At 44.1% G+C, this 12,560-nt stretch carries 11 protein-coding genes; 8 read left to right on the top strand and 3 right to left on the bottom strand.

From position 1 onward, the window contains the following. Positions 1 to 44: 44 nt before the first annotated feature. Positions 45 to 1,319: an ABC transporter substrate-binding protein gene (locus AC0VYG_RS14885; RefSeq protein WP_475428748.1), complete on the bottom strand. Its 1,275-nt coding sequence runs from the start codon at positions 1,317 to 1,319 to the stop codon at positions 45 to 47. A 222-nt stretch (positions 1,320 to 1,541) separates the two neighbouring features. Here AC0VYG_RS14885 and nagB point away from each other — a divergent pair, with 222 nt between their 5' ends. The 6 genes from nagB (at position 1,542) to AC0VYG_RS14855 (ending at position 7,980) form a co-directional block, all read left to right on the top strand. Beyond that, complete coding sequence (gene nagB, locus AC0VYG_RS14880; protein ID WP_475428747.1) at positions 1,542 to 2,342, top strand: glucosamine-6-phosphate deaminase; 801 nt, start codon at positions 1,542 to 1,544, stop codon at positions 2,340 to 2,342. Next, entirely contained in the window at positions 2,339 to 3,220 is an 882-nt protein-coding gene (locus AC0VYG_RS14875; RefSeq protein WP_475428746.1) for a glucosamine kinase nucleotide-binding domain-containing protein, read from the top strand. The genes nagB and AC0VYG_RS14875 overlap by 4 nt, the downstream gene beginning before the upstream one ends. Continuing rightward, a complete protein-coding gene (nagA, locus tag AC0VYG_RS14870; protein ID WP_475428745.1) occupies positions 3,217 to 4,374 on the top strand; it encodes an N-acetylglucosamine-6-phosphate deacetylase in 1,158 nt (385 codons plus the stop codon). The genes AC0VYG_RS14875 and nagA overlap by 4 nt, the downstream gene beginning before the upstream one ends. A gap of 490 nt (positions 4,375 to 4,864) precedes the next feature. After that, the gene (locus AC0VYG_RS14865) at positions 4,865 to 5,602 is read left to right on the top strand and encodes a glycosyltransferase family 2 protein (protein ID WP_475428744.1); all 738 of its coding nucleotides are present in this window, start codon (positions 4,865 to 4,867) and stop codon (positions 5,600 to 5,602) included. 3 nt (positions 5,603 to 5,605) lie between these two features. Next, positions 5,606 to 6,274: a TVP38/TMEM64 family protein gene (locus tag AC0VYG_RS14860; protein WP_475428743.1), complete on the top strand. Its 669-nt coding sequence runs from the start codon at positions 5,606 to 5,608 to the stop codon at positions 6,272 to 6,274. Beyond that, complete coding sequence (locus AC0VYG_RS14855; RefSeq protein ID WP_475428742.1) at positions 6,271 to 7,980, top strand: ArnT family glycosyltransferase; 1,710 nt, start codon at positions 6,271 to 6,273, stop codon at positions 7,978 to 7,980. Before AC0VYG_RS14860 ends, AC0VYG_RS14855 begins: the two co-directional genes overlap by 4 nt. A gap of 114 nt (positions 7,981 to 8,094) precedes the next feature. On the opposite strand, the gene AC0VYG_RS14850 is transcribed toward AC0VYG_RS14855, so the two are convergent. Next, positions 8,095 to 9,033, bottom strand: a complete 939-nt coding sequence (locus tag AC0VYG_RS14850) for a DMT family transporter (RefSeq protein WP_475428741.1) — start codon at positions 9,031 to 9,033, stop codon at positions 8,095 to 8,097. Between the two features lie 97 nt (positions 9,034 to 9,130). Between AC0VYG_RS14850 and AC0VYG_RS14845 the strand changes: the two genes are divergently transcribed. Further along, positions 9,131 to 10,057: a LysR family transcriptional regulator gene (locus tag AC0VYG_RS14845; protein ID WP_475428740.1), complete on the top strand. Its 927-nt coding sequence runs from the start codon at positions 9,131 to 9,133 to the stop codon at positions 10,055 to 10,057. Positions 10,058 to 10,062: 5 nt separating this feature from the next. Here the strand turns inward: AC0VYG_RS14845 and AC0VYG_RS14840 are convergent, their stop codons facing one another. Then, positions 10,063 to 10,974, bottom strand: coding sequence for a homocysteine S-methyltransferase family protein (locus AC0VYG_RS14840; protein WP_475428739.1), 912 nt, complete (start codon positions 10,972 to 10,974; stop codon positions 10,063 to 10,065). A 242-nt stretch (positions 10,975 to 11,216) separates the two neighbouring features. On the opposite strand from AC0VYG_RS14840, the gene AC0VYG_RS14835 reads away from it, so the two are divergent. Then, positions 11,217 to 12,443 (top strand): cystathionine gamma-synthase family protein, encoded by a 1,227-nt coding sequence (locus AC0VYG_RS14835; protein WP_475428738.1) that lies wholly within the window; start codon positions 11,217 to 11,219, stop codon positions 12,441 to 12,443. Positions 12,444 to 12,560 lie beyond the last annotated feature (117 nt).

The raw sequence follows: 12,560 nt of genomic DNA, 5'->3' as shown, positions 1-12,560 counted from the left end.
CCGTCTCTGGGGGAGAACGGTCTCCTATCAGGTTTAGCTCCCTGTTATTTCTGCTGAGGTTTGTACCATTGTTCTAGGCCATCTTGTGTTTCTTTGGCGGCTTGTTCTGGTGTCATGGTGCCGTTAATAACCTGCGCACTCACGTTCCATAACTGGTTCTCAAGGTTAGGCGTTCCGCGAGAAAGGATTTGGTACGAATTACGTATGGTTGACTTACACTTGTTACGCCAACTCATGAACTCTTGAGCAACAGGGTCCTTAATATCCACTTTGAATTTAGACAGTGGGAAGAAACCTGGTACTGCGTTTGCGTAAAGCGTTGCGAACTCTTTGCTCGACATCCAATTGAGAAAAACTTTTGCCGCAGCTTGGTTTTTAGAGTGGGCGTTGATGCCAATACCCATGTCAGTGTGATCACTGATGTAACAGGTGTCGCCGGCTTTAGCGACGGGTGGTGGGAAGGCGCCAAATTTAAAATCAGCTTGATTGTTAAAGGTTTGAATATCCCAAGAGCCTGCCGGGTAAATGGCTGCACGACCAAGCGTGAAGAGGTTTTGTGAATCAGAATATTTCTGAGCCTCAAAACCACGACCTAGGTATGGCCGCCATTCCGCAAGCTCTTTCCAAGTATCCACATAAGGCTTGTCTGTCAGCTTTGCTTTGCCGCTTAATAGAGCTTTGCGGCCTTTTTCACCCTTCCAATAGTTCGGTCCAATATTCTGAAAGCCCATTGTCGCCGCTTCCCATTGATCCGCTGTGCCCATTGCCATTGGAATGTAACGACTTTTATTTTTAATTGTCTTTAGTACTTTAAAGAACTCAGCGCGTGTTTTGGGTGGTGTTAGGTGGAGTTGTTTAAAGATCTCCTTGTTGTAGATAAAACCATGAATAACCGAAGCAACGGGTAAACAGAATTGATCTTTGCCGTCATCTGTTTGCCAAGCGCTTTTCGCCACCTCTGGGAAGTTTTTCAGGCCCGCTAAACCGTCTAAATTGGTTAGGTAGCCTTGTTTGTATAGTTCAAGGGAGGTATCGAAAGGACGGCAAGTGATCAAATCACCTGCGGAGCCTGCTTTCAATTTCGCTTGCAGTGCTGAGTTGTACTCAGTTGGCGGTGTCGGTGCGAAGATCACCTTAATATCAGGGTGGCTCTTATTAAAGGCTGGGATGATGACATCATTCCAGATATTGGCATCGTCGCTACGCCAACTTTCGATGGATAGTGTACTGGTAGCTTGCGCTAAACCTATGCTGCCAAGCAGTAAAGCAGTGGCGCATGTGAATTGGCTCATGAGCTTAACGGAACGAACATTTAACATGGTTACTCTCCGATTGTTTGCAGTTCTCTTGTGATTGTTTGTGGTTCTCTTGGTTTTGTTTTATTAAAAAATACCAATATTGGTATTTTTTAGGTATCTTTATTTTGTAAAAATTAGCACCAATTTTTCTGTCAAGCAAATGTTTATGGCATATTAATGAATATTTTTTGACCTTTTTCTTTATTTGGTATTATATTGGTATCTATTAAGAGGAAGCTTTCTATGCGAATTATCATTCTCCCAACCGCTCAGCACGTAGCGAACTATGCCGCTGATCGTGTAGTGGATATCTTGAATACCCGTTCAAACCCTGTATTGGGGCTTGCGACAGGGTCGACGCCTATTGCTTTGTATCAGGAGCTTATCGCGCGTTATCTGTCTAATCAGGTGTCTTTTCAGCAAAGTGTGACCTTTAATCTAGATGAATACATTGGTATTCCTGATACTCACGCACAGAGTTATCGAACCTTTATGAATCATCATTTGTTTGAGCAGATTGATATTGAACTGGCGAATACCTATGTTCCCTTAGCGGAAACCACGAATGTCAGTGAGTTACAGAGAAATGCCCACGACTATGAAACGGCAATCCAAAACGCGGGAGGCATTGATCTACAAATTCTTGGGATAGGTGTAAATGGTCATATTGGTTTTAATGAGCCGACATCTAGCTTTGCATCGCGTACACGTATTAAAACTTTGTCAGAGTCCACTGTAGAAGCGAATAAACGCTTTTTTTCTGACGATGAGTTTCAGCCTCATTTGGCGCTAACCATGGGGATTGGTACGATTTTGGAAAGCAAAGCCATCTTGCTGATGGCTACAGGACAAAGCAAAGCCAATTCAGTAAAAGCCATGATTGAAGGGCCATTGAGTGCTATGTGTCCTGCATCTGCTTTGCAACTGCATGCAGCAGCAACCATTGTGTTGGATGAAGAGGCGGCGAGTGAGCTTAGATTAAAAGACTATTACCAATGGAGTGAACAAAAACGTCAACAATTGCACGAGGGAAGTTGGGTATGAGCAGCTTATACATTGGTGTGGATGGCGGAGGCACGTTTTGTCGAGCACGTTTGGTGGATAGTGATGACAATATATTGGGTGAAGCCGTTGGAGGCTCTGGTAATCCACGAATCGGAATCGAGGCGGCGTGGCAAAATATAATTAATGCCTGTCTTGAAGCGTGTCGCCAAGGCAATATTCCTTCTGAAGCCTACGCAAAAATTACGTTAGGTTTGGGGTTGGCGGGTGCGAATCAACCATTGGAGCAGGAGTTGGTGATTACTCAAGCATCCCCTTTCGGTCAGCGCTATTTATTAACCGATGCGCACGCAGCGTGTTTGGGGGCGTTTAACGGTGGGGATGGCGCTTTATTGATATTGGGCACTGGCAGCTGCGGTGTGGTGTATCAAAACGAAATATTCAGCATTGTTGGCGGTTGGGGGTTTCCTTTGTCAGATCAAGGCAGTGGGGCGCGCATTGGTCTTGCTGCCCTGGAGTATTCATTAGCGGCTTTGGATGGCATTTCACCTTCCACACCATTGACTGACAGTATTAATGCTGAGTTCGCTTTATCAGCAGAAGAGTATGTGTTGTATCAAAACCGTGCGCCATTGCCGAAAGAATATGGCGCCTTTGCCGTTCAAGTGTTTCAGTTTGCTAAACAAAAAGACCCTATTGCCCTAAAAATCATTCATCAACAAGTGGAATGGGTTAGCCAGTATTTAGATGCGTTAATCACCAAAGGTGCGCAGAAGATCGCCTTGGTTGGTGGTGTGTCAGAGGCTATTTTAGCGTATTTGCCCGAGCGTTTTTCACCTTACTTTTATCAGCCACAAGGTGATGCCATGGCAGGGGCTATTTTAATGGCCAAAGCTCAGATAGGAAGGAAAGCAATATGATGGAGCAGAAGATAACAGCTCTATTTGCCAAGCGTTTGTTTGATGGTGAAAACTGGCTGACGAATCAACAAGTCATCCTGAAAGGCGATGTGATTGAATCCATTATGGCAACGGAAGCACCTTTATCAGACGAGGTGTTGCAAGTGGAGATGCTGGCTCCTGGTTTTATTGATGTGCATGTCAATGGTGGTGGTGGAAGTCTTTTTAATCATACACCGACTCTAGAAGCATTGGGGCGCATGGTGGCCGTGCATGCTCAATTTGGTACCGTTGCCATGATGCCGACATTAATATCGGATGATTACGAGATTATGTCGCAAGCCCATCAAACAGTTTGCCAAGCACTTAAACAGAATATGGCAGGGATTTTAGGAATGCATTATGAAGGCCCTTATCTCAATCCTATCCGCAAAGGGGTGCATAATGAGTCTAAACTGCGTAAGCCGACAGAGGGTAAGCTCGCGGAGTTATTAAAGGTCAGTCATAGCGGAAAGCTCATGTTGACATTAGCGCCAGAGCAGGTACCAGAAGGTTTTATTGAATGGCTCGTATCCGCAGGTGCTATTGTTTGTATTGGGCATTCAGCGGCGACATATGATCAAGCAAGACAAGCCGTGATGAGTGGCGCACGTGGTTTTACCCATTTGTTTAATGCTATGACACCATTAGTGAGTAGAGCACCCGGAGTGGTGGGTGCTGCATTACAAACCGATCTGGTGACTTGGTGTGGGTTAATAGCTGATGGTCATCATGTTCACCCTGCTACTATGCGTGTAGCGATGGCCGCGAAAGGATGTGAGCACATGCTTTTGGTAACCGATGCTATTCAAAGCGTGGGATCTCATGAAAAAGAAATGGCCTTTCTAGGGAAGAAAGTATTACGTAGCGGTGGACGGGTAACGACAGAAGATGGCACGTTAGCGGGCTCGGATTTAGATATGGCCACAGCGGTTCGCAATACGATTTCTCTGATTGGTCGTACTCCAACAGAAGCATTACAGATGGCGTCTTTAAGACCTGCAGAGTTTTTAGGCATTGACGACCAATTTGGGCGTATCAAACCAGGGTATCGTGCCAGTTTGGTGGCATTGAGTGGTGATTTCTTTGTTCAGGCCACTTGGATTGATGGTGTGCAGGTGTGGCGTAATAAATAATGGTGATGCCCAAATTCAAGTGTGAATTGTCGTAGAGATCAGCATTGGATTTAGAATCGTCACGGGTAATCTAGTATTATCTTTTGTTATAATCATTTTTTAGACATGTTTTTGATCTGTAATAATCATTTATATTTTTCAGATATATTAAATTTGGTTATGTTTAAAATAAAAAAATATCATATCTCGTCAAAGGTTTTTTTGATCTTGTTTGTGCATAGTTTGTTAAGTTGGATGGTGATTTTATATAATGCTCAATATGCAAACAGTATGTAATTAAAAAGTAAATTTTTAGTTTTTTATTAGGTTAAAACAGAACGTTCCTATTTGTGAGAAGCCATAGATTAAGGAAAATATTTGATCTTCTGCCAGGCTTTGTGCTTTTTCATTGTATTCATGGGATCATTAGCCAGTTTTTATATTAATAAGTATAGCTTTAGGGATTTTGTGCGAGCCCCTAGGCTCATTAAGACTGAATGATGAGGTTGGTATGGTACCGTTTTTGTCCGTTGTATTGCCCGCTAAAAATGAGCAGGGGAATATCGGATTATTGATTAGAGAAATATATGCAAGCCTCTCCACAGAGTATCCGTTTGAAATTGTACTAACGGATGATGGTAGTGACGATAACACCGCACAGGTTGCTATTGATACCGCGAAAGAGATTGGCTGTCACTTACAAGTGATTTATCACGCCAGAAGTTGCGGCCAGAGTACAGCCGTATTATCAGCGGTCAAACACGCAAAAGGCGAATGGATTATCACTTCCGATGCGGATGGTCAAAATGATCCAAGTGACTATCCAAAACTTATTCATCAAGCGGCTCAATTAAACAGCGAGCACTTCTGTGTAGCGGGCTACCGCAAAAAGCGTTTAGATACGGCTTGGGTTCGCTTTCAATCACGAGTTGCTAATAACATTCGCCAAAAATTGCTCAATGATGGTGTACCAGATTCAGGTTGCGGGCTTAAGTTATTCCCTAAGAAGACGTTTCTAATGTTGCCTTACTTTGATCATATGCATCGTTTCCTGCCTGCCTTGATTAAACGGATAGACGGTGAAGTGGTGGTGTGTCAAGTGAACCATCGGGATCGTAATGCAGGGGTTTCTAACTACAACGCATGGAACCGTGCTTGGGTTGGGATTGTCGATATTATGGGGGTTATTTGGTTGAATAAACGTGCCAAACACCCTGTTATTGCTAAGACCTTTTCAAATCAGGACTAATCCATGAAATGGCTAAAGTGGGTACTTGTCGCTCTGCTAGTGGCTTTGTTATTGACTGGAGGCCTTAACCCCATCTTGGACCATTTATCCGATAAAAACTGGCTGTCTCAGTATTTACAGCATCATGGTTGGACTGGTTATGCCCTAGTGGCGATTGCGGCGATACTGTTTGTTGGTTTAGGTGGTCCAAGGCAAGCCGTCGCTTTTATGTTTGGTTACCTCTATGGGGTAACGGTAGGTAGTGCGGTTGCTATCGGTGTTTGTCTGTTTGCGGCTTTAGGAAATTATTTAGCGGCCAGAATGGTTTTCGCCCACATGCTTGCACGCCGTTTCCCCCTTCGCATGCATAAGTTTAATCAATTTGCGAGCCGTGCTCCTTTCATGAAAATTCTAACACTTCGCTTGTTGCCTGTTGGCAGTAATCTGGTCACCAATCTACTATCTGGCAGTGTTGGTGTACCATTGCCGGCGTTTTTAGGGGCTAGTTTGTTGGGGTATTTTCCGCAAACATTGGTGTTTACTCTGGTTGGTGGTGGTATTAACGCCGCCAATCACAGCATGATTTATCTTAGTGTTGGATTGTCCTTATTAAGTTTTGTATTAACAGGCTTAATTTACAGAGATCATTTGAAACATAAACTCTCAAAACTGAATGTGGAAAGTAACATATGATGCCGAATCACTCGATTCATAACACGGATTATGATTATAAGCGAACCTTTTGGTTGTTATTTTTAGTGGCTGCCGTGGTTATTTTAGCTGGAATCGGGTTACGTGATCCCTGGCCAGCCGATGAGCCTCGGTTTGTGGAAGTGGCAAAGGAAATGGTGAACTCTGGCCATTGGTTTTTTCCCATGCGAGGCGGAGAGTTGTATCCTGATAAGCCGCCTGTTTTTATGTGGTTGCTGGCATTTTTGTATTGGTTGACTGGGAGCTTGAAAGCAACGTTCTTGATTCCAGATGCGTTGGCGAGTTTGGTTTCTTTATTTTGTGTTTTTGATATTGCGGCGAAACTTTGGAATGTTAGGACCGCCCGCAATGCTTGTTTGCTGTTGCTAATTACACCGCAATTCATTATTCAATCAAAGTCTGCTCAGATTGATGCCACCGTTGCTTGTTGGATTATGATTGCCATGTATGGCCTGTTACGGCACTTTTTTTATCAAGCCAGTTTAAAATGGTATCTAACAAGCTGGGCCTTTATGGGGCTCGGCATCATCACCAAAGGCGTTGGTTTTTTACCGGTATTCTTTCTTGTTCCTGTGTTGTTTTTACACTTCACTGGTAAACATCGCTTCGAAAAAACGCAGATAAATTGGTCGTTATTATTCGGGCCATTTATGATGATATTGGTCGTTTCAGCATGGTTATTGCCCATGTTGTATATGACAAGTCACAGTCATAACCCTGATTTTATTGCCTATCGCGATAATATTTTATTTAAACAGACAGGTCAGCGCTATGCAGACTCTTGGGGCCATATTCATCCTTGGTATTACTTTTTAGTCGATGTGATTCCTATGCTTTGGTTTCCGCTCTATACTTTTTTATTTACTAAGTCTTTTTGGCGTGAGGTGAAGGTTTCTCCTATTGTCTTCAGTATGCTGTTATGGGTTGTTCTGGTGATTGTTTTCTTCAGTATCAGTCCCGGTAAGCGTAATTTATATATTTTGCCAGCGCTGCCTGTGATGGCCTTAGTCGTGGGAGTCCATTTTACTAAGACTGGATTACAAACTTGGTTTAAGCGTGTTTTGCAAGTGGGTTTTGTGCTGCTTGGTTCGCTTTTTATGGTTGCAGCAGTGATGTGCTTTACTAAGTCTCATGTGGTGACTAAGCAAGTGGGAGATCATACTCTCCCATTTGGTATGCTGTTTTTAGCGGCATCCTTATGCTGGTTTATTATTTTGTTGTGGAAGCGTAATAAAGTCGACCTGAGTGCTTATTGGGCAGCGTTTGCGATTACTTGGATATTGTACAGTACGGCAGGATACGTGTTATTTAACCCGATCAGAATCCATGCGAAAGGCATTATGGCTACGGTTGCCCATGATATCGGTCCTAATGGTCAGCTTGGTATGACGCGCTTTAAAGAACAGTTCTTGCTCTTCTCACCGATACCGCTTACTCAATTTAGTTATTTAGCGAGCACCCAAGAGCAAGATAGGAATGCTTGGCTATGGATGAGTGAGAAGGCCGATCGTTATGTGATGACGGCAAGAGACAAAAATATTCAATGTTTTGATTTAAGCAAAGCGAAAGACTTAGGTCGAGCGTACGGTAAGGATTGGGTCTTATTGAGCGAAAAAGCAATGACGCCAACCTGTCCAAGGCCTAAGACGATAAAACGCTATTATTTGCCGATGAAAACACTTTATTAAGGGCTTTTTGAGTGATCTATTGCCAATGATTTGACCTTATCCAATGGCAAACAAAATGAAAAAGTCCCAGTATGATGAAAGTCTTGCTGGGACTTTTTTTTGCTTAAACGGTATTTATTTTCTTAGAGTCGCCATGATTGTCGCCGCTAAAATACAAACAGCCCCTAACATTTGTATCCCCCCCAACGACTCACCTAACCAGTAGTAGGCAAATAAAGCGCCAAAGGCTGGTTCTGACCCAGTGAGCAATGCAACCCGTGATGGTGAGGTATGTCTCACGCCAAAGTTTTGCGCAAACAAGGCAAAAAAGGTGCAGCACAACGCGAGATAAAAGGCGGCTAACCAAAAAGCCAGATGAGCTGGAAATAGCTGTTCTATCGGATGGCCTTCGCTAACAAAAATCAATAAAGCCCCTAGGGTAACCACATTGGCTTGGATGCTTGTTGTACTGAGGGCAGATAGGTTTTTCCCTTTTAAGAGCGTCTTGGTGGCGACTACCATGCAGGCACGTAAAAACGCGGCAAGTAGAATAAAACAGTCTCCCTTATTAAGCTCTAAAGAAAGTACATCAAAAGAATGAAAAATAAGTGCTTCTTGGGATGTGTTGGGTGTGGTGAGCAAGAAGACGCCGAATAACGACAGCAGGGCAAATAAGACAATATTAACGCTGGGTAGCCTTCGCTCGATGATGGCTTCTACAAATGGTGTCATGAGCACGCATAGACTGATTAAAAACGCCGCTTTTGAGGCGCTGGTATGAAACACGCCATAGGTTTCCGCTAGGAATATACACAGTAGAATGCCTCCTGTGGGTAGGGCGAATTGCCAATCTTTTGCTAACCCTGTACGTAACTCCTTGATAAAAATAGGGGCGAGTAAGATCGAGGTGACGCCAAAGCGGATCACAATAAATGCGAGCACGCCAGTATAGACTAAGGCGTCTTTTGTGATGCCATAACTGGTTCCCCAAAAGAAGGCGGTTAATAGAAGCGATAATTCAGCCATAGGAAGTTTTGAAAAAACGGATGAGTTAGTTAACGTTTGTGATGACATGCTTTTTCTCTATAAAAGGGTGAGTGATTCGATAAAGCATGCTAACTTGTGTTTATATGAAAGATAATTAGCCAAATAATCACAATACTTATGACTCATGGACATAAATAGACTCATTAGCTTACTGCCAGATATGGCAGCGTTTGTTGCGGTTGTGGAAACGGGAAGCTTTACTAAAGCAGCTGAAAAGCTTGGTATTACCCCTTCAGGGGTCAGTCGTCAGGTGTCCCGAATGGAAACGGCATTGTCATCGGTACTTATTGAACGTACCACCCGGAGGCAAACCACGACCTTGGTCGGGCTTGCTGTCTATGAACAATGTCGAAATATGCTCGACAGTGCCAAAGAAGCCGTGCTGGCCTCGGAGCAGAATGCTAATGAAGCGAAGGGGCGATTACGCATTGCTGCGCCCAAAGCCTTTGCACGGCAAGTATTAGAGCCTTTTTTATTGGCGTTTACCGAATGCTATCCGTATATTTCGTTGCATGTTCAAGTCACTGATTTACGACTTGATCCAGCTTATCATGAGGTGGATATTGTATTTCGAGTCGCAGAACAGCCTTATGAGCATCTTGTTAGTAAGCAAGTTGGCACCATACGTTCTGTATTGTGCGCCAGCCCTGGCTATCTTAAAGTGCGCGGCTTGCCGGAATCTCCTGAACAATTGGTAGAGCATGATTGCTTACCGTTAGGGCTTTTTGACGGCGACAATCAATGGGTTTTGAGTCAGGGTGATAGAAAAGTTTCTATTACGGTGGACGGTCGTTATATCAATAATCACTCTGAGATGCGCTTAGCGGGGGTAAAACGTGGTTTAGGCATTGGTATCTTTCCCGAATTTGTTGTGCAATCCGCTCTAAAGAAGGGCGAAGTGATTGAAGTGTTGCCCAATTGGCAAGTACACAGTGAATTTCAGGGGGGCATTTATATGCAATTTAATGCCATGCGCTTTATGCCAAATAAAATGCGTGTATTTCTTGATTTTATTGCCAACCGTTTTGCCACGTCCAATATAGGCAACTAAAGATGCTATGAGAGTTCAGTTAGGGACTCTGCAAGTACCTTGATATGTTCTGTGCCTATGCCACAGCATCCCCCGATTAAATCTGCCCCCAAATCTTGCCACTCTTTTGCCCATGTTAAGTAACTGTCAGGTGTTAAATCTTTACGAACTTCATCAAGTCCTTCGTTTGCCGTAGCATTTTTAGGTTGAGGGGCAAAGGCGTTAGCGTATGCACCGATTTGAATGGGGTGATCGGCTGATTGAATGAGTTTGCTGGCAATTCGAATGGCTTCTGAAATAACTTCTGGTTGGCAGCAATTAAAGAGAATCGCATCAACCTTTTGTGCCATCATGGTGTTAACCGCTTCAACAACGGTTTCTCCGGAACGTAGGCGAGGTTGCTCGCATGCTTCAGAATCTTCCAAGGTGAAGGATACCCAATATGGCTTGTTCTGAAGGTCTATTTTATCTACTAACGCCTTAATGGCCAGAGACTCTGCCAGCAAACTTTGTGTCTCGTTTAGCCAAATATCAATGTGAGGCGCTAGGGCGCTGATGATGGGGCTTGCTAGCGCTTCAATCTGGTCGGCTTGATAAAGATCGGCTCGGTAGGAGCCAAAAATAGGTGGAATAGATCCCGCTACCTTCGCGTCTTTTTCACTTTCTTTGACTGCCTCTTTCGCCATAAGAGCGCTTCGTGTTACCAGCTCGCTACCTTTTTGCTGAAAACGCTCTTCACCAATATGAAAAGGCACCAGGGCGTAGCTGTTGGTTGTGATGACTTGGGATCCAGCTTCAATAAAGGCTTTATGAACTGTTTTAACAATCTCTGGTGTTTCAATCATTGCTAAGGCGGACCATTCGGGTTGCTTAAAAGGGGCACCATGGCGTTCCAATTCGCGGCTCATACCGCCATCTAAAATGGTTGTAGTCTGCATCGTCTTTAATCCAAGTCATATTTTTGATGGGGGGTATTCTAGCCATACTTCATGTTTGAGTGAATACTATCCATTACAAAATCGCTGTCAATTTTATTAAAACATCTTAAAGTGAGAAATAAATGACACCATCAATTAAAAAAATAGGGTCTTAGACCATAATTGCATCGATTCTAGAGTGGTGTTCTTTTGGCTATATTGGGTCTTAATAAAAAATGACTCTCTAGCGATAAAGGCAACATATGAAACAAAGTGGACAAGATAAGGCGTTACATCAAGCACAACTTGCAACCTTAACCGTTTGGGGTGGAGAAGAATTGGGTCACCCATATAGAGCAACACAGACGCCGATTGTGGCCAGTGCCGCTCATGCGTACAGCGACATTGATGAATGGTATGACGTGGCGTTAGGCCGCCAACCAGGACACATTTATGGCCGCATGAGCAACCCAACGGTGGAAGTGTTGGAAGCGAAATTATGTGTTCTTGAAAAGGCGGAGGCGGCGGTCGCTTTTAGCAGTGGGATGGGGGTGATCAGCAGTGTGCTCTATACCTTCTTATGCCAAGGGCAACGTGTGGTGTCGACAAAAGACAGCTATGGTGGTACCAACAAAATATTTGAAGAGTTTCTACCTCGAATGGGAGTTGAGGTTGTGCTGTGCGATACCCTGGATCATGATGAAATCGAGCGTCAAATTGGCTTAGGGTGTGATCTTTTATATCTAGAAACGCCTACCAATCCCACGCTAAAAATTTTAGATATCCAGCGTTTAGTAAACGCAGCGAAAAAAGCTGGTGCCCTGGTTGTTGCCGATAACACCTTCGCTACACCAATTAATCAAAACCCATTATCTATGGGGGTTGATGTGGTGTTGCACAGTGCCACGAAGTATTTGAGCGGTCATGGTGATGTAATGGGGGGGATTGCCTGTGGTGCAAAAAGCTTAATGGATCAGGTGCGTCATTATCGTGAGATCAATGGCGCAGCACTCGACCCGTTTGCGGCGTATTTGATCATTCGTGGCATAAAAACCTTGGCGCTGCGTTTTCGTCAACAACAGCACAGTGCAGGAGTGTTAGCCGAATTTCTACTGACTCAACCATTAGTGGAAAGTGTGAATTATCCCGGGTTGGCAACACACCCGAACCACGCCATTGCCCAGCAGCAAATGCGGGGCTTTGGTGCCATTGTGAGTTTTGTTCTAAAAGGCGGTATGGAGACAGTGAAAGTCTTGTTACCTAAGCTGCAATACGCCCATTGTGCGGGAAATCTTGGGGCGGTTGAGACTATTTACGGCCCCGCTCGCACCACAAGTCATGTAGAAAATACCTTAGAAGAGCGCTTGGCGTTGGGAATATCAGAAGGTTTGGTGCGTATTTCGGTTGGCATAGAAGAAACCGAGGATCTTATTAGCGACCTTAAACAAGCCTTTGAGGCGACTCAAACTAGCTTGACTCAAACGTGGTAACAATAACCTCTGGTCAAAAGTGGGGAGGGCAAGTGATGAAGCGTTAGCAGGGATTATTAACAGAGATAGCGCCAGCAGAGATAGCACTAGTCGGTATATTATCAAGTCTCGCAGCAA

This window comes from Marinomonas sp. 63XJN7_7_ISO-PGPR-S23-202 (assembly GCF_056173505.1).
Note: the sequence above shows the minus strand (reverse complement) of the source record. Positions and strands in the feature narration are given on the sequence as shown.

Excerpts from the sequence above, each read along its gene's own strand:
- AC0VYG_RS14840 (WP_475428739.1), bottom strand. The coding sequence starts at position 10,974 with ATGCAGACTACAACCATTTTAGATGGCGGTATGAGCCGCGAATTGGAA.
- nagB (WP_475428747.1), top strand. The coding sequence starts at position 1,542 with ATGCGAATTATCATTCTCCCAACCGCTCAGCACGTAGCGAACTATGCC.
- AC0VYG_RS14885 (WP_475428748.1), bottom strand. The coding sequence starts at position 1,319 with ATGTTAAATGTTCGTTCCGTTAAGCTCATGAGCCAATTCACATGCGCC.
- AC0VYG_RS14875 (WP_475428746.1), top strand. The coding sequence starts at position 2,339 with ATGAGCAGCTTATACATTGGTGTGGATGGCGGAGGCACGTTTTGTCGA.
- AC0VYG_RS14865 (WP_475428744.1), top strand. The coding sequence starts at position 4,865 with ATGGTACCGTTTTTGTCCGTTGTATTGCCCGCTAAAAATGAGCAGGGG.
- AC0VYG_RS14845 (WP_475428740.1), top strand. The coding sequence starts at position 9,131 with ATGGACATAAATAGACTCATTAGCTTACTGCCAGATATGGCAGCGTTT.
- AC0VYG_RS14850 (WP_475428741.1), bottom strand. The coding sequence starts at position 9,033 with ATGTCATCACAAACGTTAACTAACTCATCCGTTTTTTCAAAACTTCCT.
- nagA (WP_475428745.1), top strand. The coding sequence starts at position 3,217 with ATGATGGAGCAGAAGATAACAGCTCTATTTGCCAAGCGTTTGTTTGAT.
- AC0VYG_RS14860 (WP_475428743.1), top strand. The coding sequence starts at position 5,606 with ATGAAATGGCTAAAGTGGGTACTTGTCGCTCTGCTAGTGGCTTTGTTA.
- AC0VYG_RS14835 (WP_475428738.1), top strand. The coding sequence starts at position 11,217 with ATGAAACAAAGTGGACAAGATAAGGCGTTACATCAAGCACAACTTGCA.
- AC0VYG_RS14855 (WP_475428742.1), top strand. The coding sequence starts at position 6,271 with ATGATGCCGAATCACTCGATTCATAACACGGATTATGATTATAAGCGA.